This window comes from Mesorhizobium sp. WSM4817 (genome assembly GCF_055811135.1).
This window is the reverse complement of the sequence record NZ_JBVVQQ010000013.1, coordinates 19,167-44,058: the sequence shown is the minus strand read 5'-3', so window position 1 is coordinate 44,058 and position 24,892 is coordinate 19,167. Positions and strand designations below refer to the sequence as shown.

The window sequence follows — 24,892 nt, the reverse complement described above, 5'->3', positions numbered from 1 at the left end:
GGCTGCCGGGCCGCCTGCAACGGCTTGGGAGGATATGACATGCCGAAAATCTCGGAACTCTTTTTCAAGACAGCGATCGTCTTTCTTATTCTGGGAATTGCAGCCGGCCTGCAAATGGCAATTTCAGGCAATCACGGCGCCTATCCGGCTCACGCACACATCAATCTCCTGGGATGGGTAACAAGTGCAATATTCGGTGGGTACTACGCCCTGAACCCGACAAAAGCCGCCCGCAGTATCGCAATGGTCCATTATGGCGTCTATAATTTTGGCCTGGTGGTGATGTTGCCGGCCCTCTACTTGATGCTGCATGGAAATCCGGCGCTTGAGCCGATCGTCGCCACCGGCTCGATGATCGTCGCTGCCAGCGTGCTCATCTTTGCCTTCGTGGTTTTCTCCGCCGAAACGGCGCGCTCAGTCTCGGGAATACCCGCGGTTCCACACTAAACGGTGTCAGGATTTGCTGAGCCAAGCCCGCGCCTCTGGCGGAGAAGGCGGACCGATCGGGTAGTGGGCTGAGAGCGTCTGGCGCTTGCGTAATTAGATAAGCCTAATGCAAATCAGGTCTGGCCGATTGAGTGGGCGCGGCGGCGCACTCGGGTTGGGCGTGCTATTCATCCGGTAGATATGTCGATCACGCAAAGGGAGGACGAGATGAGACCGGTTAAGTCATTCGCATTTGCTGCTGTGCTGCTTCTATCGTCTGCATTGTCTGCGGCCGCCCAGTCGGCTCGCGAGGACATCGAAGCGGCGCTGCCGAAATTCACGAACGCCTTCAATAGCGGAAACGCGGCGGCGGTGAGTCAATTGTATACCGAGGACGCTGCCTTGCTGCCGCCCGACGGCAAGCGCGTCGATGGCCGCAAGGGCGTGGAAGAATTCTGGCAGGGCGCAATCAAAGGCGGGATGAAGAATCTCACCCTGAAGGCGCTGGAAGTGGAAGAGAGCGCGAACCTCGCCTACGAAGTTGGCGCATTTACGCTCGATGCGCCGAGCAAAGACGGCGCCCTCTCCACCCTTTGGGCAAGTACATCGTCGTCTGGAAAAAGGGCGACGACGGAACATGGCGCCTGCATCGGGACATCTGGAATTTAGGTGCCGCCCAATAGGGATTGAAAATCCAGGCCTCATTGACCGGCTTGGCGAAAGGTGCGGCTGGTTTTTGCGTTGGAACAAAGGCTTAGGTAGAAAGTTCGGCTTCCGCAGCATTATTTCCTGTGCAGACATGCTGCGAGATCGGCTCGTCCCTCCGATCAGCCCGCGTCCTCTTCCCCACCACGGGGCGCGGGCTTTTCTGCCTATCGTACGGAAATAGCCAATGACCAGCCGGCGATCGGCGGCCCCAGGTCTGAGAGTTTGGTCATCATTGTGCCGGCAATGCCTTCGCGGCGGCGGTCAGGGCTGCCCGATCGTTGCCGTGCTTGCGGATCAGTTCGCGCACCTGCTCCGGCGTGATGTTGTTCTGCAGAGCGAAAAAGTTCACCTCATAATCGTCGCTCGCCGATAGCTTGTTGCGGTCACGAAAGTCGCTTTTGCTTTGGTCGTCTGCCATATCGCACGTCCTTTAGAATTTTCTAATATTGACTATGGCTAATATACGCAGCTGACCTAGACTGGGTTCCATGCGCAGGCGGGCAGAGGCCGGCACCGGCCGGCTAGAGTTCATTCCCCCGATGGAGCCCAAGCTGGTGGCCATGCCGCCCGCGGGTGACAACTGGATTCATGAGATCAAGCTGGATGGCTACCGCGCCCAGATCATTATCAACGGCCACGAGGATATCCGCGTCTATACCGAAACCGGTAAGGACTGGACGCGTCAATATCTGGGCATCGTGGAAGCCGCGGGTGAGCTTGAGGTCAAGAACGCCATCATCGACGGCGAGGCGGTCGTCACCGACAAGGCCGGCATGCCCGACTTCAACGCGCTCCAGAACGCGGTCCACAACAATCCCTACGGCATGTACCTGTGCGCATTCGACATTCTGCACCTGAACGGCCATGATCTGCGCGACGTCGGCTGCAAGGCGCGCCGCGAAATTCTCAGCGGTATCATCAAGCCGCACAGCCGGATTCGGTTTAGCGAGGTCCTGCCTGGTGACGCGCAGTCGCTCTTCCACCTCGTCGAGGAGGTCGAGCTTGAGGGAATTGTCTCGAAGCGCGCCGACAGCAAATATCGCAGCGGCCTGACCTCGAACTGGCTGAAGACCAAGAGCTTCACGGTCGATGAATTCGAACTGCTGGGCGTCGAGCGCCAGCCCGGCGAGGCAGCCTTCGCCCTTTTGGCACAGCCCGGCACCAGGACATTTGTCGGTTCCGCCCTGATCAGCCTGGGCCGCGACATGAAGGAGCGGCTGTTGAAGCGGGTTCGGGAGCACGCCGGGCCGCCGCCAGAGGCCATGAAGAAACGGCCGGGGACACAATGGCTCAGGCCCGGGGTGAAGCTGCGCATCAGGCATCTTCGCGGCGACCACAGCCACATACGCAATGCGTCGCTGCTGGGTTTCGGTGACGAGAGCTAGTGCGCTCTGTCTGCGCCCTTTGAGCGACGGGCGCTTCGGCGCCGCTGCCAGAACGACGTCGTGACCTGGGAGTGGTTCACGCGGCTGGCCAACGACTGCCTGCCAAACCGCGCATCCTTCATCCTTGGCCGCACCAGCGCCGTCAATTACCCGAGGCAGGAGTTGTATGCGCTAATCGGGCTCGTCGGATCTGTGCGGGGCGCGCTCGGCAATGGGAGTGCCACCGCGATCTGTATTATGTGAAGATCGAGCCGCTACGGACATGCCCGGCTGGGCGGCAACCAGGCCGCGAATTGGCCGCAATGCCCCGGTTCAACTACCTGCCGTGGCTCATGCTATCGCTGAGGTGCGTGAAGTATGAAGTATCTGCTGTCTCTGGGCATTGTGCTCTTTTCGGTACCTTTATCGGCATCGGAGATCATCCTGGAGCAGGTCACATTGCGCCGAGGGATGGAAGGCGACACCAGGCAGTCGGGAGCCTTGGACGATCCGAAAACCTACATCAAAAACAAGGTGTACCGTGAGGAAAAGGCGCTCGCAGCGAACGCTGGCGTCGAGATAGACCAATTCCTGGATGATTACTATGCGAAAGGATTTCGGAAGGAATCTGGAGCCAACAGAGCAGTACACTACCTGATATTCTACAATTCAATCTCGGCACCACTGTGCAAGAGGGAATATTTGATCCAGCGGGTAAGGCACACCAAAATATACTACAGAAATAATAGAAGGATTGCGGATAAAACAGTCGAGTATCTTGTGGAAGTTTTCAAGCTGAACAACTACGGGCACACCAAACGCGCGGACGGTCACGTTCAGCTTCATTTTCTGGGGGACGTCCAATCGCGAAAGACTGTCGTCGACATCGAGGTCGGTTGCGGCGAGGTGCGCAGCGTGGCCGATGGAATGGCTTGGCCTTTCGAGCAGAAAATCCTGTTTAAAGAGTTGCAGGATTTTTCCAGCAAACCCGGCCTCGACGACAAGGTCATCTTCGAGTTCTTCAGGTCTTACAGCTTTGCTTCGGAATTCGACCGAAATGGACACAAGATAACGTTGCCGGATTTTCTTAGGTAAGCTTCCTCGAACGACCTTGCTGCCTTCCCGGCTGAAGCAGCTGATTTGAGCCGTGCCCGACGTTCCTTTCAGCCGCCGCCGGGACCCGAAGGTTTTTTCCGGTGACAGTGCACCTTTTGTCTTCTTCCGTTCCCGCATTCCACCCGTCGCCCGCTGCCTCACGGTGGCGGGGCCTTTTGATGGGCACACCGGAACCAGAGCTTGGCGATCCGGTTAACTGGATATGCCAAACAAAATCAAAGACCCGCCACCGAAGCCCGCCCCGAAGAAGACACCTGTCCGTCGTCCCGACAAGGAAGCATCGCCGGAGCCTGAACATGTGGACCCGCCGCCACGAGACGTGCGCGAGGCTCCGGCACCAAATCCAAACGGCGACAGGACGTCCTAACCGCCGCGCAAGAACGACGTATCGCCTCGCCACCTCATGAAGGCGGCTTTTTCATTTTTCGGAACCGGAGTGACCCCTCAAAAGCAAGCTTTTGCCTGATCTATAGGCAATTAGGGTGACAGCGCACTATTTCTTTTCCTCGCCTGCTGCGTCCCCATTACGCTGCGTGTTTTCAGTTTTCAGAGGCCCAACCGGCCAGCAGTATGCGAGGCAAGCAACTGCGGGAACGGATACATTTTTGTCAGCAGACAACGCTGCCCTATTCATAGCGCCTCTCCGAACTGTTGTTTCGGTGCTATGGTGTTCCTGCATGATCAGACTGCAAGGATATGAGGCATGCCCGAAGTCACCCGCCGTACACTTCTTGCGTTCATCGCTGTACCCTCGTTCGTTGAACCGACGTTTGCTGAAGGGGAAGGTGCCACACCCGAATTGCAGGCGCTGATCGGAGCCCATGAGGCCGCCTATGTCGCGCTCCACAGGGTTGTTCATCGAGTGGGCAGCAGCAGCCACGACCGCAAAAGGGCAGACCGGATTGAAGAGGACGCATTGCTGGCCATCTGCTCCTATCCTGCGATCAGTCCAGGCGACCGCCGAGCCAAGGCCGAGTACCTGTTAGCCACTGAAGCACGGGGCGAACTTGACCTGGAAGAGCACATGCAGGCCATCCTGCACTCGATGATGCGGGGCTGATACCATTGTCACCGGCAGCCACCGCAATTCGATGGCTCCAGCGAGTTCAATGGAAAGCGGATGGTTCTGCGGCTCTCTTGGACTGCTCGGCCCGACGACGTGGGTGCCCGAACACGCGGGAGAGCATCACATCGAGCCCTTGAGACCGGTTCGAGGTGCAGCCGCCCGGTAACTACTTACGCGGCGCGTCGTTGAGCGAGGTGGAAACCCGAACGGGCTCGACGAGGCTCGACGGCAGTCACGATGCTGTGGTGGTGATCGCAGTACACGCGGTCAGGCGAAGTTGGCCCAGCACAAAAGCGGTGACCGCCGGGTACTGACCGATCTTCGCGAACCGGGAAGCGGCATTGACAGCTGCCCAGCTTGATGAGGGGGACGTCGCTCGTTGGCAGTCTGGTATTTTCAGTCATGATGTCTTTCTGGTTCCTAAAGGTTGGCCGTACGTCATCGCCATATCCAAAGTCTGATTTCCACCGTGGAGGGCAGCGACTGCGTCGGGCGAGTTCATCTCGCTTGGCTGGCTATGGAACACCATGTGGTGTCGGGAACTGCTTCAAGCAATTGCTTGCGGCTAGAAGCCACACCGCTGCTGATGGGTGCGCGAAGCAGGCATCCTTGTCCGTGCCGGTTGACCCCCGGGGGAGCTTGTCCGAAGGCGGGGTGGGTGCGGATTGTGGGGGCCTACCACGCTGCATTTTTTTCGGCTTTTAGGGAACCGGCCAGCAATGCGGATACATTTCGTCAGCAAACGATGTAGTCGCGTCCTAGAGCGCCTCTCCGAAGTGTTGCGCCGGCCGGCCTGTCAGATAGCAAGGATGACGCATGCCCGAAGTCACCCGCCGTACACTACTTGCGTTCACCGCCGTGGCGTCCGTCGTTGAACCACGTTTGGTGAAGGGGAAACTGCGGACGCGAATGCAGGCGGAAGCGTCGTTTCGGATGGTTCGAGAATGCGGCATGCTGTCGCGGATCTGGCCTGCGCAAAGCGCCAACCGAAGGTGCAAGGAAAGGTGCAAGTAAATTTGCCGTTTATCGATATTTCTCAGCTAAAACAACCTTTTAGTAGGGAAATGTGGCGGAGAGAGCGGGATTCGAACCCGCGTTACGGTCTCCCGTAAACACACTTTCCAGGCGTGCGCCTTCAACCACTCGGCCACCTCTCCGTCCTGGCATTTTCGCTGCGGCCGGTTTCGCCGCGCGGGTTGGGGAGATGCCGTCTCCTTGTTGGGGGATTCCCGGTCCGGAACTTCGCACCGTAGGCGCCGTCAACCAGCGGACACCTTTTCCCCACACCTGAGCCGTCAAAGCAAAAGGCGCGGGGCTCATCTAGTCGATCCGGTGCCGAATGCCAAGACATAACAGCACTCTATTCGCTTTGTCGGATAGGGATGCTCTGTCCATGCCGCCAGCGTTGCTTGGCAAGCCGATCGCCGCGATCGGCGGCGTCGTCTTGGCCGACCGGCGCCTCAGCGGCGAAAACCGGCGGCGCAGGTTCAACTTCGCGTGTCGCGATTGCGGATAAAGCGCGCAGATCCTATTTATCAGGCCGATACAAATATTTCTGAAAGCTTGCGGGGAGGTAGGGTCTGGATGTTCCGCTTCGTCTTCCGTCTTGCCGCAATGGTTGCGCTTTCGGTTTCGGTCATCATGGCGGTGATCGACGCGACGCGCTCGGTGGCGGCTTCCGCGCTGGTCATGACCCCGCTCAACACCAGCTGGCGCGCCGTCGCGCCGGATACGCGAAGCGCCTTCGAAAGCTTCGTCCGCGACAGGCTTGGTCCGCTGCTGTGGGACGGTGCGACCGCCTGGTTGCTCAACCAGCCCGGCTTCGCGGTGTTCGCGGTGCTTGCCTTCGTTCTCTACATGATCGGCTACCGGCGGGAGCGGGCGACCGGGCGGTTCGCCTAGACTTGATAATTTGTTGTTAAGGATCTTCTGGCGTCCCCAACCAAGGCGTCCCAACCAACGAGAAAGGGAGACTGCACATGTTTCTCAGCGACATGCTGAACAAGAAGCTCAACCTGCCGAAACCTGCCGAGGCGCTGCCGGGCCGCGCCAATCCTATCCCGACGGCATCCAATCACTTTGTCTCGAAGCGGCCGCTGAAGGGGCCCTATCCAGACGGGCTGGAGAGGGCCATGTTCGGGCTGGGCTGCTTCTGGGGCGCGGAACGCCTGTTCTGGCAGGTCGAGGGCGTATGGGTCACGGCCGTCGGCTATGCCGGTGGCGTAACCCCCAATCCGACCTACCAGGAAACCTGCACCGGTTTGACCGGTCATGCCGAAGTCGTGCTGGTCGTCTACGACCCGAAGGTCGTGTCCTATGCACAGCTTCTGAAGCTGTTTTGGGAAAGCCATGATCCGACGCAAGGCATGCGCCAAGGCAATGACTTCGGCACCACCTACCGCTCGACGATCTACACGTTTGGTGATGCGCAATACCAGGCGGCGATCGCCTCGCGCGACGCCTACGAGGCCTCGTTGGACGGCGCCGGGCGCGGCAAGATCACCACCGAGATCGCTCCGGCACCGGAATTCTACTTCGCCGAGGAAGACCACCAGCAATATCTGGCGAAGAATCCCTACGGCTATTGCAATCTGCAGGGCACCGGCGTCACCTGCGCCATCCCGGCTGCCGTCTCCGCCTGAGGCCTTGGCGGGACGATGATCCCGGCTTTTCCAACAGGTCAAAATTCCGCGTGAATTTTGCTTCGGGCCGTGCCAGATTGGCCCGAAGCGGGAGGAAGACACTCCTGTCTGATGTCGCATGCCTGCCGGAGAACCGGGCAGGCAGGCGGTGCATAACGGAAAAATAACCGACAGGGTGTGGATCACATGAAACGTATCGTTCTCGGCCTCCTGGCCGCAACTGCGATGGTTCTTCCGGCCTTCGCCGCGGACATCCAGCCAGCACTTCTCTACGATCTCGGCGGCAAGTTCGACAAGTCGTTCAACGAAGCGTCCTACAACGGCGCCGAAAAGTTCAAGGCCGAAACCGGCATCGCCTATGTGGAATTCGAGGTCTCAAACGCCACCCAGCGCGAGCAGGCGCTGCGCCGTTTCGCCGAGGATGGCCGCAATCCAATCGCCATGGCGGGCTTCTCCTGGGCAGATGCGCTGGAGAAGATCGCTGTCGAGTTTCCCGAGACCAAATTCGCCATCATCGACATGGTCGTCGACAAGCCCAACGTCCGCTCCGTCGTCTACAAGGAGCAGGAAGGCTCCTATCTCGTCGGCGTGATGGCGGCGATGGCCTCGAAGACCAAAAAGGTCGGCTTCATCGGCGGCATGGACATTCCGCTGATCCGCCGATTCGGCTGCGGTTATGTCGGCGGCGCCAAGGCGGCCGGCGCGACCGATGTCATCCAGAACATGACCGGCGACACGCCGGCAGCCTGGAACGATCCGGCCAAGGGCGGCGAGATCGCCAAGACGCAGATCGACCAGGGCGCCGACGTGATCTACGCAGCGGCAGGCGGCACCGGTGTCGGCGTGCTGCAGGCAGCGGCCGACGGCGGCAAGCTCGGTATCGGTGTCGATTCCAACCAGAACGGCCTGCAGCCCGGCAAGGTGCTGACCTCGATGGTCAAGCGCGTCGATGTTGCCGTCTACAACACGTTCATGGATGCCAAGAACGACAAGTTCACCGGCGGCATCAACGATCTCGGCCTCAAGGAAGGCGGCGTCGACTATGCCATGGATGACAACAACAAGGCACTTGTCGACGACGCGATGAAGGCCGCGGTCGAAAAGGCCAAGGCCGATATCATCGCCGGTACCATCAAGGTGCACGATTACATGTCGGACAATGCCTGCCCCTATTGACCGCGAGATTGCCGATCTGCTCGACGCCGCCGGGTGAAAACCCGGCGGCTTTTTCTTATCCGCAAGCTCACCAGTGCGGCGGCTTGGTCACCGGCACGTCGGGCGCGGCCTGATCCTCCAGCTCCAGGAAGCGGTCGGCCAGCGCATCGAGCTTGCGCTGCATTCGCTCGATCACCTTCCACTGCTCGGCGATCTGGCCGGACAGTTCCTCGATGGTCTTCTCCTGCTCGGCGGCGCGGATTTCCAGCGTCGTCAGCCGGTCGTCGGGCATGGTCATTTGAAATCCTCGATCCAGGCGATTGTGCAGGCTGCGGCCACGTTCGAAATTGACAAGCGCGCGGGGATTTGTCGAGAGTGAACGCTGCTCCGGCAATTGGCACGGGCGGGGCGTCATGCTAGGCGTTTTGACCAAGCGATAAAAATACGATGGGAAAGGCTGCATGGCGCAAGCCGCAATCGAGCTGATCGGCATCAACAAGAGTTTTGGCGCCGTGCGCGCCAATCGCGACATCAATCTGGAGATCGCGCGCGGCACCATCCACGGCATTGTCGGCGAGAACGGCGCCGGCAAGTCGACGCTGATGTCGATCCTTTATGGTTTCTACCAGGCCGACAGCGGCGAGATCCGCGTCGGCGGCCAGCCGGCGTCGATCAAATCGCCCAACGACGCCATCGCGCTCGGCATCGGCATGGTGCATCAGCATTTCATGCTGGTCGACAATTTCACGGTGCTGGAAAACGTCATTCTCGGCGCTGAAAGCGATGCGCTGCTGAAGAAGAGCATCGCCAAGGCGCGGTCCGAGCTGGAACGGCTCGAGCGCGAATATGGGCTGGAGGTCGATCCCGATGCGATCATCGAGGAGTTGCCGGTCGGACTGCAGCAGCGTGTCGAAATCCTCAAGGCGCTGTATCGCGGCGCCGAGATCCTGATTCTCGACGAGCCGACGGGCGTGCTGACGCCCGCAGAAGCCGACCATCTGTTCCGCATCCTCAGGCAGTTGAAGGAGCAGGGTAAAACGATCGTGCTGATCACCCATAAGCTGCGCGAGATCATGGCGATCACCGACACGGTCTCGGTCATGCGCCAGGGCACGATGGTGGCGACACGGGAAACCACGAAGACCACGGTCGGGGAACTGGCCGAGCTGATGGTCGGGCGCCGCGTGCTGCTCAGGGTCGAGAAGGGCGAGGCTGAAGCCGGCGGGGTCAAGCTCGCGGTGAGGAACCTGACGGTGAAGGATTCGCGTGGCGTCACCATGGTCGACGACGTCTCCTTCGATGTGCGCGCCGGCGAGATCGTTGGCATCGCCGGCGTCGCCGGCAACGGGCAATCCGAAATGCTCGAGGCGATTTCCGGCATCAGGCGCGCCGTCTCGGGCTCCGTCATGCTCGACGGCAAGCCGATCGATCTGACCGGGGCCGCCGATCCCGGCGAACTGCGCGACCGCGGCCTCGCCCATGTCCCGGAAGACCGTCATCATGTCGGGCTGGTGCTGGCCTTCGAGGAGAACGAGAATTCGATACTCGGCTATCACGACGATCCGCGATACCTGAAGGGACCGTTCCTCGACATCGACGCGATCCGCGACGACGCGAGGGACAAGATCGCCAAATACGACATCCGCCCGGCGGACTGCCGTCTCAAGACCGCGAATTTCTCCGGCGGCAACCAGCAGAAGATCGTGCTGGCGCGGGAAATGGAACAGGACCCGGGCGTGCTGATCGTCGGCCAGCCGACGCGCGGCGTCGATGTCGGCGCCATCGAATTCATCCACAAGCGGCTCATCGCCATGCGCGATCAGGGCAAGGCGGTGCTGGTGGTGTCGGTCGAGCTCGACGAGATCCGTTCGCTCTCCGACCGCATCCTGGTGATGTTTGCTGGCCGCATCGTCGGCGAGCGCGGCCCCGAGGCGAGCGAAGGCGAGCTTGGACTGCTGATGGCCGGCGTCGAGCACCGGGAGGCGGCGGAATGAGCACGCCTTACGCCAAGCTGCCGGCCTGGGCGGATTACGGGCTGATCCCGGTGATCAATCTCGCCGTTGCCTTCGTCGTCGCCGGCCTCGTCGTGCTTCTGGTGGGCGAAAATCCGTTCCGCGCTGCCGCTGTCCTGATCGAGGGCGCCTTCGGCCGTGGGCAAGGCATTGCGTTCACGCTGTTCTACGCCACCACCTTCATCTTCAGCGGGCTGTCGGTGGCGGTTGCCGCGCATTGCGGCCTGTTCAACATCGGTGGCGAGGGCCAGGGCTATATCGCCGGTCTCGGCATCGGCATCGTCTGCCTGGCCTTCGACAGCGTGCTGCCATGGTGGCTCACCTTTCCGCTGGCGATCATTGCCGCTGCGGCGATGGGGGCGCTGTGGGCGCTGATCCCGGCCTATCTGCAGGCCAGGCGCGGCTCGCACATCGTCATCACCACCATCATGTTCAATTTCATCGCCGCCAGCGTCATGGTCTACGCGCTGGTCGGATTCTTGAAGCCGGCCAATTCGATGGCGCCGCAGACACGCACCTTCCTCGACGGCGCGCAACTGCCAAAGCTCAACTGGGTCATCGAATTGTTCGGCGCCAAGATCCGCTCGGCGCCGTTCAACATCAGCTTCCTGCTGGCGCTGGCCATGGCGTTTCTGGTCTGGATGCTGATCTGGCGCACCAGGCTCGGTTACGAGATGCGCACCTACGGCCACAGCGCGAAAGCGGCGCGCTATGCCGGCATTTCGGAAACCCGCATCATCATAGTCGCCATGATGATTTCGGGCGCGCTGGCCGGCATGATGGCGCTCAACCCAACGATGGGCGACCAGCACAATGTCGCGCTCGAATTCGTTTCGGGCGCCGGTTTCGTCGGCATCGCAGTAGCGCTGATGGGGCGCCTGCACCCGGTCGGCATCGTGCTCGCCGCAATATTGTTCGGCATGCTCTACCAGGGCGGCGCCGAGCTCGCCTTCGAAATGCCGGCGATCAGCCGCGACATGATCGTCATCATCCAGGGCCTGGTCATCCTGTTCGCCGGCGCGCTCGAGCATATGTTCCGGCCCTATGTCCAGGCGCTGTTCGCCTCGCTCAGCCCGAGATCTGTCGGCATCGAAGCGATCAAGGGGAAGGGTGCCTGAGATGGATCTGTTCAACGCCATCATCCAGGTTCTGGACTCGACCATCCGCCTGTCGGTGCCGTTGCTGCTCGCATGCCTCGCCGGTCTCTATTCGGAGCGGGCCGGCATTTTTGACATCGGGCTCGAGGGCAAGATGCTGGTCGGCGCCTTCGCCGGTGCTGCCTCCGCCTCCGTCTTCCATTCCGCCTATATCGGCCTCGGCATGGCCATCCTCATCTCGGTCGCTTTTGCGCTGGTCCACGGCTTTGCCTCGATCACCCATCGCGGCAACCAGATCGTCTCCGGCGTGGCGATCAATTTCATCGCCGCCGGATCGACGATCATGCTCGGCCAGGCCTGGTTCCAGCAAGGTGGACGTACGCCGGCTCTGGCATCGGATGAGCGGTTCGGGGCGATCGTCTGGCCCGGCGCGGACGCGCTCAGGGGCGTGCCGATCCTCGGACCGATATATTCGGAACTGATCTCCGGCCATTCCGTGCTGGTCTATGTCGCGTTCCTCGCCGTGCCGTTCACCTGGTGGGTGCTGTTCCGCACCCGTTTCGGCTTGCGCATGCGCGCGGTCGGCGAGAACCCGGCCGCGGTCGACACCGCCGGCATCTCGGTCGCCTGGCTGCGCTACCGGGCGTTGATCTGCACCGGCGTGCTCACCGGTATTGCCGGCGCCTATCTGTCGATGGTGCAGAATGGCGGCTTCGTTAAGGACATGACGGCCGGCAAGGGCTACATCGCCCTGGCCGCGCTGATCTTCGCCAAGTGGAAGCCGGTCAACGCCATGTTCGCCTGCCTGTTGTTCGGCTTCCTCGACGCGCTGTCGATCCGCCTGCAGGGCACGCCGCTGCCGCTGATCGGCAAGGTGCCGGTGCAGCTCATGCAGGCGCTGCCCTATATCCTCACCGTCATCCTGCTCGCCGGCTTCATCGGCAAGGCAATTCCGCCGCGCGCCGGCGGCGTGCCCTATGTCAAGGAACGCTAAGCGTGATTTCGAACCGCAGGTCAGCGTCAGCGAAATGTAGAAGCCGGTTTTCGGACAAGATCATGCAATGGAAAAACAATGTCGCATGATCTGTTCGAAGAGGCCAAGGCCGCCATGGCCAAGGCCTATGCGCCCTATTCGAAATTCCCGGTCGGGGCGGCACTGCGCACCGAGGACGGCCGCGTCTTTACCGGCGCCAACGTCGAGGTCGCGTCCTATCCGGAAGGTTGGTGCGCCGAAACCACCGCGCTCGGCCACTTCATCATGGCCGGCGGCGGCAGGATAACGGAGATCGCTGTCATCGCAGAGCGCATGGCTAAATGCTCGCCCTGCGGCGGCTGCCGGCAGCGGCTGGCCGAATTCTGCCGGCCGGAAACCAAACTCTATCTTTGCGACAATGCCGGCGTGGTCGAAACCGTGACCATGGGCGAGATGCTGCCCTACGGCTTTCAGGGCGAAATGTTGAAATGAGGAGCTTGGTTGAAATGAAGAGCTGGTTGACATGAAGGAAGCGCTTGATCGTCTGGTCGAAAGGCTGGACGGGCTGGCGCCCGCCACCGCGCTGGTGCTGGGTTCGGGCCTTGGCGGGCTTGTCGACCAGGTCGAGGATCCTGTCCGCATTTCCTATGGCGAATTGCCGGGCTTTCCCAGAAGCGGCGTCACCGGCCATGACGGCGAGGTGGTGGCGGGACATTTTGCCGGCACGCCTGTGCTGATGCTGTCCGGCCGCGCTCACTACTACGAACACGGCAACGCGGCGGCGATGCGGCCGGCGCTTGAAGTGCTTGCCGGCCTCGGCATCTCGCAACTGATCCTCACCAATGCCGCCGGCTCGGTCGATCCGGGCATGGGGCCGGGCTCGGTGATGCTGATCACCGACCACATAAATTTCTCGGGTTCCAATCCGCTGATCGGCGAGCCGAGCGACCGCCGCTTCGTCGGCCTGACCGAAGCCTATGATGCCGGCCTTCGCTCAGCGATCGAGACGGCGGCGAAGGCGACGGACACCGCGCTGCACAAGGGCGTCTATATGTGGTTTTCGGGGCCGTGCTTCGAGACGCCCGCCGAGATCCGCATGGCGCGCGTCATGGGCGCCAATGCCGTCGGCATGTCGACGGTGCCGGAGGTCATTCTCGCCCGTTTTCTCGGCCTGCGCGTCGCCGCCTGCTCGGTCATCACCAATCTCGCCGCAGGGTTGACAGGGGCGGAGCTTTCGCACCAGGAGACCAAGGACATGGCGCCGATTGGCGGCGCGCGGCTGGCGACGATCCTCCAGCGTGTGTTCCAGGATGGGTTGCCGGAGCGTAAGGTCCCGGCCTGATGCTTCCCCAGGAAATCATCCGCAGCAAGCGCGACGGCCACAAGCTGTCGACGCAGGAGATCGCCAGCTTCATCGAAGGCCTCACCGCCGGCACCGTCTCGGACGGGCAGGTCGGGGCCTTCGCCATGGCGGTGTTCTTCAACGGCATGAGCCGCGACGAGGCGGTGGCGCTGACCCTGGCGATGCGCGATTCCGGCGACGTGCTCGATTGGTCGGACCTGCCGGGCCCGGTCACCGACAAGCATTCGACAGGCGGCGTCGGCGACAATGTCTCGCTATTGGTGGCGCCGATCGTCGCTGCCTGCGGCGCTTATGTGCCGATGATTTCCGGCCGCGGCCTCGGCCATACCGGCGGCACTCTGGACAAGATGGACGCCATCCCGGGCTATACCAGCCAGCCGGATGTCGCGGGATTCCGCAAGGCAGTGCTCGAAGCCGGCTGCGCCATCATCGGCCAGACCGCCGATCTCGCGCCCGCCGACCGCCGGCTCTATGCGATCCGCGACGTGACGGGAACCGTCGAATCGGTGCCGCTGATCACCGCCTCGATCCTCTCGAAGAAGCTGGCCGCCGGCCTGCAGTCGCTGGTGCTCGACGTAAAGGTCGGCAACGGCGCCTTCATGGAAAAGTCGCGCGACGCAACGACACTGGCGAACAGCCTGGTCGAAGTCGCCACTGGCGCCGGCCTGAAGACCTCGGCGCTGGTCACCGGCATGAACGAGCCGCTGGCCTCGGCAGCCGGCAACGCGGTCGAGGTACGCAATGCCGTCGATTTCCTCACCGGCCGCTTCCGCGACCGGCGCCTGGAGGATGTGACGGTGGCATTGGCCGCAGACATGCTGCAGTCGGCCGGGCTGGTCTCGTCCAACCAGGACGGCATGCGGCGCGCCGCCGAGACGCTTGCCGGCGGCGGTGCCGCCGCCGTCTTCGCGCGCATGGTGGCGGCGCTCGGCGGTCCGGCCGACTTCGTCGAGAACCCGGAAAAACACCTGCCGAGGGCGGCGATGGAGTTTGCGGTCAAGGCGACCGAAAACGGCTTCGTCACCGGTATCTCCACCCGCGACATCGGGCTTGCCGTCGTCGGGCTTGGCGGCGGGCGCATCCGGCCGGACGACAGGATCGACCATGCGGTCGGCATCACCCGGCTGCTGCCTGTCGGCGCGGAGGTGCGGGCCGGCGAGGCGCTGGCGCTGGTCCACGCCCGCAATGCCGGGGATGCCGAGGCGGCCGCCGCCGCCGTGCTTTCGGCCTATTCGATCGGCGCTTCGAAGCCGCCCGCGGAAAAAACCGTCATCCGGCGCATCCTGCCGCGCGGATGAAGTTTTTTTATTGGACCATGATCTTCCGAAAACCGGTTTCCACTTTTCGGGATCATGGTTCACTGGACGAGCAGCAGCGCGCCGTTCTCGACCTGGTATTTTTCCAACCTCTGGAGAAAGCTCAGGCCGATCAAATTGGTGCGCAGCGCCTTGTCGTCGAGCACGACCGCCTGGACGCCGTCGAGCGTGATCTTGCCGATCTGCAGCCGATCGACGGTCACCAGCGCAGCCTTGATCGCGCCGTTGGCGGTGTTGACCTGGTGCTTGAAATCCGACGCGTTCAGCGAAACGCCGATCCTGCGCGCCGTCGAACTGTTGATGGCGACCAGCGTTGCGCCGGTGTCGATCATGCCGTCGACCGTTCGACCGTTGAGCTTGAACGCCGACGTGAAATGCCCGCGCGCGTCAGCCGGGATCACGACCTTGCGGCCGAGCGGCTGCGCCGGCCTGTCGGGAACCGTGGCCAGGTTCAGGTCCGTTTCGACCGCCGGGCTGGCCCCGACCGCCGATTTCAGCAGGCCTTCGAACATCTGCGGATTCGACTGGTAGAGCATCGGGAACGACGCCGATGCTACGGCGAGCACGCCAAGGATGAGAAGATTGCGCAGCATGGACCGGCCTTCGTGAAGACCCATGCTTATCGCGGCATGGTGTTTGCCGCTTTAAGAGATGCAGAAAGCGGTCGTTTGCGTAAACGATCGGTAAACGAGCGGCGCCACGGTCATTTGGTCCCGTACATGCGGTCGCCAGCATCGCCGAGGCCTGGCATGATGTAGCCCTTCTCGTTGAGTTGGCGGTCGATGGAAGCGGTGAAGACCGGGACATCGGGATGCGCCTTGATGAAGCGATCGAGGCCTTCTGGCGCCGCCAGCAGGCAGAGGAAGCGGATGTTGGTGGCGCCGCGCCCCTTCAACTTGTCGATCGCCGCGATCGCCGAATTGGCGGTCGCCAGCATCGGATCGACGACGATCACCAGCCGGTCGGCGAGATCGCTCGGCGCCTTGAAGAAATATTCGACCGCTTCCAGCGTTTCGTGGTCGCGGTAGAGACCGATATGGGCGACGCGCGCCGCCGGCACCAGGTCGAGCAGGCCTTCGAGCAGGCCGTTGCCGGCGCGCAGTACTGAGGCGAAGACCAGCTTCTTGCCCTCCAGCGTCGGCGCTTCCATCGTCTCGATCGGCGTTTCGATCGTCGTCGTCGTCAATTCGAGGTTGCGGGTGACCTCGTAGCCGAGCAGCAGCGAGATCTCGCGCAGCAGCCGCCGGAAGCCGGCCGTCGAAGTTTCCTTCTTGCGCATGATGGTCAGCTTGTGCTGGACAAGCGGGTGGTCGACGACGGTGACGCCCTGCATGGTGGTCTCCTAGCTGCGCAGGTGAAAAGTGAGTAGTGAATGGTGAATAGTGAATAGTGAACAGGTTTGCGAGTCCTTGGTTCAGCGGAGAACTCGCGGTTGACGGACCGAAGCGCCGGGTGGACCATTCACCATTCACCATTCACCATTCACCATTCACCATTCACCATTCACCATTCACCATTCACCTGCCCTTGACGTCGAGCCGGCCTAGCAGCATTGCCTTGGTCTTCCTGTCGACGAAGGCGGCGTCGATGGCGGTTCTGGTGACGGAGGCGAGCGCCTTGTCGTTCATCGAAAAATGCTCGGCGGCAATGTCGTATTCGCGCTTCAGCGACGTCCGGAAATAGGGCGGATCGTCAGAGTTAAGCGTCACCTTGCAGCCTGCCGCCAACAGGGCCGGAAAGGGGTGATCGGCGAAACTGTCGAACACCCTTAGCGCGATGTTAGAGCTCGGACAGCATTCGAGCACGACGCCTTCATCGGCGATGCGACGGACAAGGTCGGGGTTTTCGATGGCGCGCACGCCATGGCCGATGCGAGCGGGGCGGATGTGATCGAGCGCGGCCTTGACGCTCTCCCAGCCCATCAGTTCGCCGGCATGGACGGTGATGCCAAGGCCGGCCTCGCGGGCGATTTCGAAGGCCCTGACATAGTCCTCCAGATCGCCCATCCGCTCGTCGCCGGCGACGCCGAAGCCGGTGACCAGCGGATGCCCGCAGCGGGCGGCGAAGCGCGCCGCCTGCTCGATCGATTCGACGCCGGCATTGCGCACGCCGGTGACGATCATGCGGCCCTCGATGCCGGTCTTGGCCTTTGCGCGCGCCATGCCTTCGCCGAGCGCGTCCGTATAGGCCCTGGGCGACAGCCCGGCCTTCCCGGCGTGGTCCGGCGAGGTGAAGATCTCGGAATAGATGGCGCCGTCGCGGGCGAGGCTGGTCAGATAATGATCGGCCAGCCGCGCATAGTCCTCTTCGGTGCGGAACAGGTCGGAGGAGAAGTCATAGGCGGCGAGGAAGGAGCTGAAATCGTGCCAGACGAAAGAGCCGTCCTGAATGTAGGGCGAGGTGTCCTTGCCGTATTTCTGCGCCTGGCGGATGACGAGTTCGGGCGCCGCTGCCCCTTCGATATGGCAGTGCAGTTCCGCTTTCAAAGGCATGCAATCATCCCGTCAGGTCAGTCCAGGACATGGAGCCATAAGCATGATTCCACGACCGGGAAGCGCGGCCGAACACCGCGCCTTAAACAATAGCGTCGGCACCATCGATCGGCTATGGTCCCGCCGGTTTTATGGCGGATCAAAAATAATGTCGGTTGAGAGAACCACGGCCGTTGGCGGCATGGAAACCTCCTATGGTTTCAAGCGCGTAGGGGCAGGCGAGAAGCAGTCCCTGGTCAACGACGTTTTCCACAAGGTGGCGAACCGCTACGATCTGATGAACGACCTGATGTCGGGCGGCCTGCATCGGCTGTGGAAGGACGCCATGGTCACATGGCTCAATCCACCGAAACGACCGGGCTGGAGCGTTCTCGACGTTGCCGGCGGCACCGGCGACATCGCCTTCCGCATCGTCGAGGCGAGCGGCAGGAACGCCCATGCGACGGTTCTCGACATCAACGGCTCAATGCTCGCCGTCGGCCGCGACCGGGCCGAGAAAAAGGGCCTGACTGATAACACCGATTTCGTCGAGGCCAATGCCGAGGAGCTGCCTTTCGCTGAGGCCAGTTTCGACGCCTACACGATCGCGTTCGGCATTCGCAACGTGCCGCGCATCGATGTGGCGCTTGCCGAAGCCTATCGCGTGCTGAAACCCGGTGGGCGCTTTCTCTGCCTCGAATTTTCCGAGGTCGACATGCCGCTGCTCGACAGGGTCTACGAGGCGTGGTCGTTCAACGCCATCCCCAGGATCGGCAAGGCGGTGACCGGCGAAAACGAACCCTATTCCTATCTGGTCGAATCGATCCGCAAATTTCCCAATCAGCAGAATTTTGCCGCGATGATTTCCCGCGCCGGTTTTGACCGCGTGTCTTTTCGCAATTATGCCGGCGGCATAGCTGCGCTTCATTCGGGCTGGAAGCTTTGAGGCTGGCCCGTATTTTTTATACGCGACCTGCCCTTCGCCGGTCTAGAAAACCGGCAGGACAAGCGCAGTCATGAGCAGCGTCGGCGCTGGTTTCAGGCTCGTACGGGCCGGCTGGGTGCTGGTCCGCGAAGGCGTCGTCGCGGCGTTGCCGGGCGATGAGCTGTTCGGCCTGCCGAAATTCGGCTGGCGGGTGGCACGGCTGTTCACCCGCCGCCGCGCGCTTGCCTATGAACGTGGCGATCGGCTGGCCAAGGCCGTCGTCCGGCTCGGCCCATCCTATGTCAAGCTCGGCCAGTTCCTGGCGACACGGCCCGATGTCGTCGGCAACGACATAGCGCTCGATCTCGCCATGCTGCAGGACAAGATGCAGACATTTCCGCAGGCCGAGGCCATTGCGGCGATAGAGGCCTCGCTCGGGCGCAAGGTCGGCGAGCTCTACGCCAGTTTCGGCGAGGCGGTCGCCGCGGCCTCGATCGCTCAGGTCCATACCGCCGAAACCTTGCAGAACGGCGTCGGTTCGCGGGTGGCGGTGAAGGTGATCCGGCCGGGCGTGCGGCGCCGTTTCTTCCGCGATCTCGAAAGCTATTTCCTCGCCGCCCGTCTCCAGGAAAAATACATCCCGTCGTCGCGCCGGCTGCGGCCGGTCGAGGTGACCCAGACGCTGGCGCAGACCACCAAGATCGAGATGGATCTGAGGCTTGAGGCGGCAGCGCTTTCGGAGCTCGGCGAAAACACCAGGGACGATCCCGGCTTTCGCGTGCCGACGGTCGATTGGGAACGCACCGGCCGCGACGTGCTGACCATGGAATGGGTCGACGGCATCAAGATGAACGACATTGCCGGCCTGACTGCCGCCGGCCACGATCTGAAGGCGATCGCCGCCAATCTGGTCCAGTCGTTCCTGCGCCATACGCTGCGCGACGGTTTCTTCCACGCCGACATGCATCCGGGAAACCTGTTCGTCGAGCCCGATGGCACCATCGTCGCTGTCGATCTCGGCATTGCCGGCCGGCTCGGCAAGAAGGAGCGCCGGTTCCTCGCCGAAATTCTCTACGGCTTCATCACCCGTGACTATCTGCGCGTCGCCGAAGTGCATTTCGAGGCCGGCTACGTGCCGCGCCTGCATAACGTCGCGGCATTCGCCCAAGCGATCCGCGCCATCGGCGAGCCGATCCACGGCCAGCCGGCCGAAACCATCTCGATGGCCAAGCTCTTGGCGCTTCTGTTCGAGGTAACCGACCTCTTCGACATGGCGACACGGTCCGAACTGGTGCTGCTGCAAAAGACCATGGTGGTCGTCGAGGGCGTTGCCCGCACGCTCGACCCGGCATTCAACATGTGGAAGACGTCAGAACCGGTGGTCGGAGGCTGGATATCAGGCAATCTCGGCCCGCGTGCCCTGCTGGCCGACGCACGCGACGGCGCCAACGCGTTGCTGGCGCTGGCCCGCCAGGCGCCGGACCTCGCCGCCCGCACCGAGCGGCTGTCGCGCGAGATCGATCTGATGGCCGAACACGGGCTGCGTTTCGATGAAAGGACGGCGCACGCCATCGGCAAGGCCGAGGCGCGCTATAGCAGATCCGGCAGGCTGGCGCTGTGGGTGATCGCGCTGACGCTGGTCTTTATCGCCTCGAAGCTGCTCTGACTGCAAGCAATGACAGCACTGCTGTCATTGCAGTCATGCTCCGGTGTCGCTATATTAGGTTCGCGGGAGCGCGATCATGGCCCGGATTACTGTTCGCAATGTGGATGAGAGTGTCATGCGGCGACTGCGGGAGCGTGGCGCCGCGCGTGGCGTTTCCATGGAGCAGGAGGCGCGGGACGTGCTCGCCGCATCCGTAGGGCTTCCGACCACCAAAGGTTTCGACTCGTCGGGCATTGCAGCCGAGGACGAAGCCAAGTTCAGACCGACCACACGGGGGCAAGGGTAGTTATGGGCACCCTGACCATTCGCAATCTCGACGACGATCTGAAGCAAAAACTGCGCGAGCGGGCTGCCAGACATGGCGTGTCAATGGAGCAGGAAGCAAGAAATCTCTTGCTGAAGGATGTGGCAGTCACCAAAGAACGTGACGGGGATTTTGTTACGGCGGAGGAAATCCTCGAATTCGGCCGACGATTGCAACAAGCGGATTTCGATCAGAAGAAATTCACTGATGACCTCTGGTCCTTCATCGAGGAGGAATGACCGTGGTGGTCGACACCTCAGCGATCGTGGCCATCCTGAAGCAGGAGCCCGACGCTCCGGCGATCGCCCAGCGCCTCGCCGGAAATCAGCGGATACTGATGAGCGCCGCAACCCTGATGGAATGCGGCACAGTAATTGTCCGCCGCTATGGCGCGGCTGGCACGGCCGAGTTGACGGGCCTTCTTGCTAGACTCAAAGTCACGATCGTCGCGCTCTCCGCCGAACATGCGCAAGCCGGAATTGAAGCCTATGCACTGTATGGCCGAGGTACTGGCCATCGCGCCAATCTCAACATGGGCGACTGCTTCGCCTACGCCTTGGCCAAGACGCGAAACCTGCCGCTGCTTTTCAAGGGCGACGATTTCATCCATACCGACATCGAACCGGCGCTGAAGCCGGCATGACATCGGACAAGAACTGGGCATGACCCTCTCCGGCAAGCGCATCCTGCTGATCATCGGCGGCGGTATCGCCGCCTACAAGGCACTCGACCTGATCCGCCGGCTGCGCGAGCGGGGTGTTGTGGTGCGCGTGGTGATGACCGCCGCGGCGCAGGAATTCGTCACCACGCTGTCGGTCGGGGCGTTGTCGGCCGACCACGTGTTCACGGACTTGTTCGACCGCAATGACGAGCACGATGTCGGCCACATCCGCTTGTCGCGCGAGGCCGATCTTGTCGTCGTGGCGCCGGCTACCGCCGACCTGATGGCGAAGCTCGCCAACGGCCATGCCAACGACCTTGCCTCGACCGTGCTCATTGCGACCGACAAGCCTGTGCTGATGGCGCCCGCCATGAACCCGAAAATGTGGTCGCATCCCGCGACCCGGCGAAACCGGGCGACGTTGCGGAAGGACGGCGTCGCATTCGTCGGCCCGGCAAAGGGCGAAATGGCCGAGAGCAACGAGGCGGGCGAAGGCCGCATGGCCGAGCCGCTGGAAATCGTCGCTGCGATCGAGGCGCTGCTCGATATCAGTCCGAAGCCGCTGGCAGGCAGAAAGATCATCGTCACCTCAGGGCCGACGCATGAGCCGATCGACCCGGTGCGCTATATTGCCAACCGTTCGTCCGGCAAGCAGGGCCATGCCATCGCGGCGGCGCTGGCAAGGCTGGGCGCCGATGTGCGCCTCGTCTCCGGTCCGGTCGGCATTGCCGATCCGGCTGAGGTCACCACGTTGCATGTCGAAACCGCCAACGAGATGAAGGACGCGGTCGAACAGCTTTTGCCGGCGGACGCGGCGGTGTTCGTCGCGGCGGTTGCGGACTGGCGCAGCGAGACTTCGGCCGGCGAGAAGATAAAGAAGGTGGCGGGCGAGGGGCCGCCGGCGCTGCAGATGATCGAAAACCCTGACATCCTTGCCGGTGTCGGCCATCACAGAAAGCGGCCCAGCCTGGTCGTCGGCTTCGCCGCCGAGACGCAGGATCTCGTCAGGAACGCCGAGGCCAAGCTCAGGAAAAAGGGCGCCGATTTCATCGTCGCCAACGATGTATCCCACGAAAGCGGGGTGATGGGCGGCGACCGCAACACGGTGCGGATCGTCTCGAAGGCCGGTGTCGACGAATGGCCTGAGATGAGCAAGGACGAGCTGGCGACGCGGCTCGCAGCACTTATAGCGGAGCGGCTGAAGACGATCGTCGTCTAGTCAATCTCCCCCCTTGTGGGGGAGATGGCCGGCAGGCCAGAGGGGGGCGCTGTCCCGCCGACGTTTCGAAAGATCGTGTCCCGCAGCGGCGCTCGAAATAACAGGATCCCAGGAATCTGCGCTGTCTCGTATGGGTAGGTTAACCCCACGTTTGGCGATCCTTCGCGCCCCCCTCTGCCCTGCCGGGCATCTCCCCCACAAGGGGGGAGATTGGCAGCTCCGCCGGCCGTGGGGCTGCTGGCCCCGAGATCCTCAGCGCGGCAAGGCATCCCAGAATCCCGAGTGGCACGAAGGCGAGGAACAGCCAGGTGGCGACATTCGCCGCCGCCTCACGATTCAGGCCTTCGGAAAAACCGCTGGCGTTTGCGACGATGCCGGTCAACGCGGCACCGACCGCATAGCCGATGCGCTGCATGGTCGGCACGGCGGCGGAAGCGATCGTCTGCTCGCCGTCACTGGCCGATGCGACGATCACGCGTGTGACGAAGGGCCAGGCAATGCCGAAGCCGCCGCCTTGCAGCAAGGCGCAAAACAGGATCAGCGGAATCGAACCGGCCGGCACGGCATAGGCGAAACCGGCGATGCCCGTCGCAATCATCAGCGCGCCGCCGGTGATGATCAGTCTCTCCCGCTCCGGCGGCGCATTGGCGACGAGGATCGACAGGATCGACCAGGCGATCGATTCGGCGGCGATGATATAGCCGGTGGTCAGGATCGGAATGCCGTGCAGGCTGGTCAGAAGCAGCGGCCCGTAGACGGCGAAGGAACAGGTCGCCACCGAAAACGCGGCGACCATGGTCATGCCTGCGCCGACCGGCGAGCGCCATGAGAACAGCCGCGACGGGAACAGCCGCGAGCCCGGCTTCAGCGCGTCGATGCGGACGAACAGCGCGAGCCCGATCAGGCCGAGGATGAGCAGCAGGGACGAGCGCAGCAGGGCAATGTCGACACCGGCCGTGGCGATCAGCACGACGCTGACGGCAAGGCAGCCGAGCGCGGCAAAGGGGAAGGGCGGCGCGGTTCCAGTGATCGCCTGCGGCCGGGTCGCCTCGGGCGTGTCGAGCACGATGAAGCTCGCCAACGCCATGGCGGTGCCGCCAAGCGTGAAGACGCCGAAAGCCCAGCGCCAGGAGAGCAACTCGGTCATCAACGCACCGAGCACCGGCCCGCTGAAGGCGGCGACGCCCCAGATCGCCGACATAACGCCGAAAAGCTGCGGCCACATGGCGCGTGGAAACAGCCGCTCGACCGAGACGAAGGCCAGCGACACCAGCGCGCCGCCGCCAAATCCCTCGATCAGTCGCCCGGCCAGGAACAGCGGCATGGACGGCGCGATGGCGCAGACCAGGGCGCCGGCCGCGTAGAGCAAGGCGGCAACCACCATGTTGGTGCGCAACGCGACATAGCTCACCAGCCGTCCGGCGGCAGCGCCGGCGACGATGGCGCCGAGCTCGTAGATCGCCAGCGACCAGCCGACCAGCTGAACCCCGGCGAGTTCGCCGACCATCGCCGGCATCACCGTTGCCACCATGGTTTCGTTGGTGGCGTGCAGCAGGATGCCGAGGCTGATGAAGCAGAAGCGCGCCAGATCGCCGCTCGCCCATAGCGCCCGCCAGTCGACCCTGTTTGCGCTGGTTTCCGTCACCCGCCCTCCCGAATTTTCTTATACGCCGATTCAAAAAATGGTGGAGCGCTCTTCGTCTCCAATGGGCACGCGGCGCTTCGGAGACGGTTGTAAAACCTCAACCGCGGTTGAGCTCAAGCGGTTTTTGCGGGTGCGCTGAGGGTGCTATGAAGGCGGGATGGCAAGATTGGCGATCATGGCGTCAGCGATGATCTTCCCTCGCATGGCGGTTCCCCAAAAGTCGTGCGGCGCGGAACAGTTCTATCCTGTTCCGCGCCGCATGCAGAGCTACGCTGTGGCGTTCATTTGAAAGAGTGGATCAGTTGCAGTGAGGTGACGGCGACTGCCAGGTTGACGCCGGTCTGCGCCTGTACGTTGAGAGGCTGCAGCGAGAAGGCGCTGTTCAGCCCGCCGACCAGAAGGTTGGCGCCGCCGCCGGTCACCACGCTGGCCTCGGCGTTGACGCCATAATAGCTGCCGGCAAGATCGCCGGCATCACGGTTGCGGGTGGCCGCCAGAACCGCCCATATCAATTCGCCCTGGTGCGTCCTGCCGACGTCGACGCCGAGCTTGGAAATGACCCCGGTATAGGCTTCCGGGGGACCACCATGATGAGGGCGAAAGGTGCAGGCCACGCCCTTGTTGGATGTCACGATATAGCCGGTGCCGCCGTCGATGGTGCAGTCGAGCACACCGAGCTGCAGCCTCCCTGCGCTGGCAGGGGCGGCGAGAACCGTAGCGGCGAGGGCGGCGGCACAGGCGAGTTTCTTGATCATGGGAGGGG

General features: G+C 62.5%; 27 protein-coding genes and 1 tRNA gene. 20 read left to right on the top strand and 8 right to left on the bottom strand.

The genetic code is table 11. The annotated features are described in order from the left end of the window. The first annotated feature begins 39 nt into the window (after window positions 1-39). Window positions 40-447, top strand: a complete 408-nt coding sequence (locus AC0L2K_RS18620; RefSeq protein WP_419694682.1) for a hypothetical protein — start codon at window positions 40-42, stop codon at window positions 445-447. A 207-nt stretch (window positions 448-654) separates the two neighbouring features. Next, on the top strand, window positions 655-1,095 hold the full coding sequence (locus AC0L2K_RS18615; RefSeq protein ID WP_473532017.1) for a YybH family protein: 441 nt from the start codon (window positions 655-657) through the stop codon (window positions 1,093-1,095). A 268-nt stretch (window positions 1,096-1,363) separates the two neighbouring features. Here AC0L2K_RS18615 and AC0L2K_RS18610 read toward each other — a convergent pair whose 3' ends face one another. Then, complete coding sequence (locus AC0L2K_RS18610) at window positions 1,364-1,552, bottom strand: DUF3606 domain-containing protein (RefSeq protein ID WP_128247381.1); 189 nt, start codon at window positions 1,550-1,552, stop codon at window positions 1,364-1,366. 70 nt (window positions 1,553-1,622) lie between these two features. Between AC0L2K_RS18610 and AC0L2K_RS18605 the strand changes: the two genes are divergently transcribed. The 3 genes from AC0L2K_RS18605 (at window position 1,623) to AC0L2K_RS18595 (ending at window position 4,674) form a co-directional block, all read left to right on the top strand. Beyond that, window positions 1,623-2,519: an ATP-dependent DNA ligase gene (locus AC0L2K_RS18605; protein WP_473532016.1), complete on the top strand. Its 897-nt coding sequence runs from the start codon at window positions 1,623-1,625 to the stop codon at window positions 2,517-2,519. 357 nt (window positions 2,520-2,876) lie between these two features. Beyond that, window positions 2,877-3,593 carry a hypothetical protein gene (locus tag AC0L2K_RS18600; protein ID WP_473532015.1) on the top strand — a complete coding sequence of 239 codons (717 nt, stop codon included), beginning with the start codon at window positions 2,877-2,879 and terminating at the stop codon, window positions 3,591-3,593. Window positions 3,594-4,317: 724 nt separating this feature from the next. Then, entirely contained in the window at window positions 4,318-4,674 is a 357-nt protein-coding gene (locus tag AC0L2K_RS18595; RefSeq protein ID WP_473532014.1) for a hypothetical protein, read from the top strand. Window positions 4,675-5,747: 1,073 nt separating this feature from the next. Here the strand turns inward: AC0L2K_RS18595 and AC0L2K_RS18590 are convergent. Then, window positions 5,748-5,837 (bottom strand) — tRNA-Ser (locus tag AC0L2K_RS18590). A 427-nt stretch (window positions 5,838-6,264) separates the two neighbouring features. On the opposite strand from AC0L2K_RS18590, the gene AC0L2K_RS18585 reads away from it, so the two are divergent. The 3 genes from AC0L2K_RS18585 to AC0L2K_RS18575 all read left to right on the top strand — a co-directional run bounded on the left by AC0L2K_RS18585 (window position 6,265) and on the right by AC0L2K_RS18575 (window position 8,498). Then, on the top strand, window positions 6,265-6,582 hold the full coding sequence (locus AC0L2K_RS18585) for a hypothetical protein (RefSeq protein WP_473532013.1): 318 nt from the start codon (window positions 6,265-6,267) through the stop codon (window positions 6,580-6,582). A gap of 77 nt (window positions 6,583-6,659) precedes the next feature. Continuing rightward, window positions 6,660-7,322: a peptide-methionine (S)-S-oxide reductase MsrA gene (gene msrA, locus AC0L2K_RS18580; protein ID WP_473532012.1), complete on the top strand. Its 663-nt coding sequence runs from the start codon at window positions 6,660-6,662 to the stop codon at window positions 7,320-7,322. A gap of 186 nt (window positions 7,323-7,508) precedes the next feature. After that, window positions 7,509-8,498, top strand: a complete 990-nt coding sequence (locus AC0L2K_RS18575; RefSeq protein WP_128169914.1) for a BMP family lipoprotein — start codon at window positions 7,509-7,511, stop codon at window positions 8,496-8,498. Between the two features lie 67 nt (window positions 8,499-8,565). Here the strand turns inward: AC0L2K_RS18575 and AC0L2K_RS18570 are convergent, their stop codons facing one another. Next, window positions 8,566-8,775 carry a SlyX family protein gene (locus AC0L2K_RS18570; protein ID WP_128247401.1) on the bottom strand — a complete coding sequence of 70 codons (210 nt, stop codon included), beginning with the start codon at window positions 8,773-8,775 and terminating at the stop codon, window positions 8,566-8,568. A 163-nt stretch (window positions 8,776-8,938) separates the two neighbouring features. Here AC0L2K_RS18570 and AC0L2K_RS18565 point away from each other — a divergent pair, with 163 nt between their 5' ends. The 6 genes from AC0L2K_RS18565 to deoA all read left to right on the top strand — a co-directional run bounded on the left by AC0L2K_RS18565 (window position 8,939) and on the right by deoA (window position 15,220). Then, window positions 8,939-10,471, top strand: coding sequence for an ABC transporter ATP-binding protein (locus AC0L2K_RS18565; RefSeq protein WP_287222401.1), 1,533 nt, complete (start codon window positions 8,939-8,941; stop codon window positions 10,469-10,471). Continuing rightward, entirely contained in the window at window positions 10,468-11,607 is a 1,140-nt protein-coding gene (locus AC0L2K_RS18560; protein ID WP_287064698.1) for an ABC transporter permease, read from the top strand. The genes AC0L2K_RS18565 and AC0L2K_RS18560 overlap by 4 nt, the downstream gene beginning before the upstream one ends. A gap of 1 nt (window position 11,608) precedes the next feature. Then, entirely contained in the window at window positions 11,609-12,580 is a 972-nt protein-coding gene (locus AC0L2K_RS18555; protein WP_023797500.1) for an ABC transporter permease, read from the top strand. 78 nt (window positions 12,581-12,658) lie between these two features. Then, the gene (gene cdd / locus AC0L2K_RS18550; protein WP_023797501.1) at window positions 12,659-13,051 is read left to right on the top strand and encodes a cytidine deaminase; all 393 of its coding nucleotides are present in this window, start codon (window positions 12,659-12,661) and stop codon (window positions 13,049-13,051) included. Between the two features lie 31 nt (window positions 13,052-13,082). Continuing rightward, a complete protein-coding gene (locus AC0L2K_RS18545) occupies window positions 13,083-13,901 on the top strand; it encodes a purine-nucleoside phosphorylase (RefSeq protein ID WP_023797502.1) in 819 nt (272 codons plus the stop codon). Next, window positions 13,901-15,220 (top strand): thymidine phosphorylase, encoded by a 1,320-nt coding sequence (gene deoA / locus AC0L2K_RS18540; protein ID WP_287230354.1) that lies wholly within the window; start codon window positions 13,901-13,903, stop codon window positions 15,218-15,220. The genes AC0L2K_RS18545 and deoA overlap by 1 nt, the downstream gene beginning before the upstream one ends. Window positions 15,221-15,279: 59 nt before the next feature. Here deoA and AC0L2K_RS18535 read toward each other — a convergent pair whose 3' ends face one another. The 3 genes from AC0L2K_RS18535 to AC0L2K_RS18525 all read right to left on the bottom strand — a co-directional run bounded on the left by AC0L2K_RS18535 (window position 15,280) and on the right by AC0L2K_RS18525 (window position 17,730). Then, complete coding sequence (locus AC0L2K_RS18535) at window positions 15,280-15,831, bottom strand: TIGR02281 family clan AA aspartic protease (RefSeq protein WP_023797504.1); 552 nt, start codon at window positions 15,829-15,831, stop codon at window positions 15,280-15,282. Window positions 15,832-15,941: 110 nt separating this feature from the next. Further along, window positions 15,942-16,571, bottom strand: coding sequence for a uracil phosphoribosyltransferase (upp, locus tag AC0L2K_RS18530; protein WP_023797505.1), 630 nt, complete (start codon window positions 16,569-16,571; stop codon window positions 15,942-15,944). Window positions 16,572-16,755: 184 nt separating this feature from the next. Beyond that, complete coding sequence (locus AC0L2K_RS18525; protein ID WP_023797506.1) at window positions 16,756-17,730, bottom strand: adenosine deaminase; 975 nt, start codon at window positions 17,728-17,730, stop codon at window positions 16,756-16,758. A 148-nt stretch (window positions 17,731-17,878) separates the two neighbouring features. Between AC0L2K_RS18525 and ubiE the strand changes: the two genes are divergently transcribed. From ubiE to coaBC, 6 genes are all read left to right on the top strand, one after another. After that, complete coding sequence (ubiE, locus tag AC0L2K_RS18520; RefSeq protein ID WP_128247409.1) at window positions 17,879-18,655, top strand: bifunctional demethylmenaquinone methyltransferase/2-methoxy-6-polyprenyl-1,4-benzoquinol methylase UbiE; 777 nt, start codon at window positions 17,879-17,881, stop codon at window positions 18,653-18,655. A 70-nt stretch (window positions 18,656-18,725) separates the two neighbouring features. Beyond that, the gene (gene ubiB / locus AC0L2K_RS18515; RefSeq protein WP_473532011.1) at window positions 18,726-20,300 is read left to right on the top strand and encodes a 2-polyprenylphenol 6-hydroxylase; all 1,575 of its coding nucleotides are present in this window, start codon (window positions 18,726-18,728) and stop codon (window positions 20,298-20,300) included. 76 nt (window positions 20,301-20,376) lie between these two features. Continuing rightward, the gene (locus AC0L2K_RS18510; protein WP_023797509.1) at window positions 20,377-20,586 is read left to right on the top strand and encodes a FitA-like ribbon-helix-helix domain-containing protein; all 210 of its coding nucleotides are present in this window, start codon (window positions 20,377-20,379) and stop codon (window positions 20,584-20,586) included. 2 nt (window positions 20,587-20,588) lie between these two features. After that, a complete protein-coding gene (locus tag AC0L2K_RS18505; protein ID WP_023797510.1) occupies window positions 20,589-20,843 on the top strand; it encodes a FitA-like ribbon-helix-helix domain-containing protein in 255 nt (84 codons plus the stop codon). Next, window positions 20,840-21,247, top strand: a complete 408-nt coding sequence (locus AC0L2K_RS18500) for a type II toxin-antitoxin system VapC family toxin (RefSeq protein WP_031254220.1) — start codon at window positions 20,840-20,842, stop codon at window positions 21,245-21,247. The genes AC0L2K_RS18505 and AC0L2K_RS18500 overlap by 4 nt, the downstream gene beginning before the upstream one ends. 19 nt (window positions 21,248-21,266) lie before the next feature. Then, window positions 21,267-22,484, top strand: coding sequence for a bifunctional phosphopantothenoylcysteine decarboxylase/phosphopantothenate--cysteine ligase CoaBC (gene coaBC, locus AC0L2K_RS18495; protein ID WP_473532010.1), 1,218 nt, complete (start codon window positions 21,267-21,269; stop codon window positions 22,482-22,484). A 139-nt stretch (window positions 22,485-22,623) separates the two neighbouring features. Here the strand turns inward: coaBC and AC0L2K_RS18490 are convergent, their stop codons facing one another. Together AC0L2K_RS18490 and AC0L2K_RS18485 are read right to left on the bottom strand one after the other, a co-directional pair. After that, a complete protein-coding gene (locus AC0L2K_RS18490; RefSeq protein WP_473532009.1) occupies window positions 22,624-24,129 on the bottom strand; it encodes an MFS transporter in 1,506 nt (501 codons plus the stop codon). A 281-nt stretch (window positions 24,130-24,410) separates the two neighbouring features. Beyond that, entirely contained in the window at window positions 24,411-24,884 is a 474-nt protein-coding gene (locus AC0L2K_RS18485; RefSeq protein ID WP_128173536.1) for a DUF992 domain-containing protein, read from the bottom strand. Window positions 24,885-24,892: the final 8 nt, after the last annotated feature.

Excerpts from the sequence above, each read along its gene's own strand:
- AC0L2K_RS18620 (WP_419694682.1), top strand. The coding sequence starts at position 40 with ATGCCGAAAATCTCGGAACTCTTTTTCAAGACAGCGATCGTCTTTCTT.
- AC0L2K_RS18615 (WP_473532017.1), top strand. The coding sequence starts at position 655 with ATGAGACCGGTTAAGTCATTCGCATTTGCTGCTGTGCTGCTTCTATCG.
- AC0L2K_RS18610 (WP_128247381.1), bottom strand. The coding sequence starts at position 1,552 with ATGGCAGACGACCAAAGCAAAAGCGACTTTCGTGACCGCAACAAGCTA.
- AC0L2K_RS18605 (WP_473532016.1), top strand. The coding sequence starts at position 1,623 with ATGCGCAGGCGGGCAGAGGCCGGCACCGGCCGGCTAGAGTTCATTCCC.
- AC0L2K_RS18600 (WP_473532015.1), top strand. The coding sequence starts at position 2,877 with ATGAAGTATCTGCTGTCTCTGGGCATTGTGCTCTTTTCGGTACCTTTA.
- AC0L2K_RS18595 (WP_473532014.1), top strand. The coding sequence starts at position 4,318 with ATGCCCGAAGTCACCCGCCGTACACTTCTTGCGTTCATCGCTGTACCC.
- AC0L2K_RS18585 (WP_473532013.1), top strand. The coding sequence starts at position 6,265 with ATGTTCCGCTTCGTCTTCCGTCTTGCCGCAATGGTTGCGCTTTCGGTT.
- msrA (WP_473532012.1), top strand. The coding sequence starts at position 6,660 with ATGTTTCTCAGCGACATGCTGAACAAGAAGCTCAACCTGCCGAAACCT.
- AC0L2K_RS18575 (WP_128169914.1), top strand. The coding sequence starts at position 7,509 with ATGAAACGTATCGTTCTCGGCCTCCTGGCCGCAACTGCGATGGTTCTT.
- AC0L2K_RS18570 (WP_128247401.1), bottom strand. The coding sequence starts at position 8,775 with ATGACCATGCCCGACGACCGGCTGACGACGCTGGAAATCCGCGCCGCC.
- AC0L2K_RS18565 (WP_287222401.1), top strand. The coding sequence starts at position 8,939 with ATGGCGCAAGCCGCAATCGAGCTGATCGGCATCAACAAGAGTTTTGGC.
- AC0L2K_RS18560 (WP_287064698.1), top strand. The coding sequence starts at position 10,468 with ATGAGCACGCCTTACGCCAAGCTGCCGGCCTGGGCGGATTACGGGCTG.
- AC0L2K_RS18555 (WP_023797500.1), top strand. The coding sequence starts at position 11,609 with ATGGATCTGTTCAACGCCATCATCCAGGTTCTGGACTCGACCATCCGC.
- cdd (WP_023797501.1), top strand. The coding sequence starts at position 12,659 with ATGTCGCATGATCTGTTCGAAGAGGCCAAGGCCGCCATGGCCAAGGCC.
- AC0L2K_RS18545 (WP_023797502.1), top strand. The coding sequence starts at position 13,083 with ATGAAGGAAGCGCTTGATCGTCTGGTCGAAAGGCTGGACGGGCTGGCG.
- deoA (WP_287230354.1), top strand. The coding sequence starts at position 13,901 with ATGCTTCCCCAGGAAATCATCCGCAGCAAGCGCGACGGCCACAAGCTG.
- AC0L2K_RS18535 (WP_023797504.1), bottom strand. The coding sequence starts at position 15,831 with ATGCTGCGCAATCTTCTCATCCTTGGCGTGCTCGCCGTAGCATCGGCG.
- upp (WP_023797505.1), bottom strand. The coding sequence starts at position 16,571 with ATGCAGGGCGTCACCGTCGTCGACCACCCGCTTGTCCAGCACAAGCTG.
- AC0L2K_RS18525 (WP_023797506.1), bottom strand. The coding sequence starts at position 17,730 with ATGCCTTTGAAAGCGGAACTGCACTGCCATATCGAAGGGGCAGCGGCG.
- ubiE (WP_128247409.1), top strand. The coding sequence starts at position 17,879 with ATGTCGGTTGAGAGAACCACGGCCGTTGGCGGCATGGAAACCTCCTAT.
- ubiB (WP_473532011.1), top strand. The coding sequence starts at position 18,726 with ATGAGCAGCGTCGGCGCTGGTTTCAGGCTCGTACGGGCCGGCTGGGTG.
- AC0L2K_RS18510 (WP_023797509.1), top strand. The coding sequence starts at position 20,377 with ATGGCCCGGATTACTGTTCGCAATGTGGATGAGAGTGTCATGCGGCGA.
- AC0L2K_RS18505 (WP_023797510.1), top strand. The coding sequence starts at position 20,589 with ATGGGCACCCTGACCATTCGCAATCTCGACGACGATCTGAAGCAAAAA.
- AC0L2K_RS18500 (WP_031254220.1), top strand. The coding sequence starts at position 20,840 with ATGACCGTGGTGGTCGACACCTCAGCGATCGTGGCCATCCTGAAGCAG.
- coaBC (WP_473532010.1), top strand. The coding sequence starts at position 21,267 with ATGACCCTCTCCGGCAAGCGCATCCTGCTGATCATCGGCGGCGGTATC.
- AC0L2K_RS18485 (WP_128173536.1), bottom strand. The coding sequence starts at position 24,884 with ATGATCAAGAAACTCGCCTGTGCCGCCGCCCTCGCCGCTACGGTTCTC.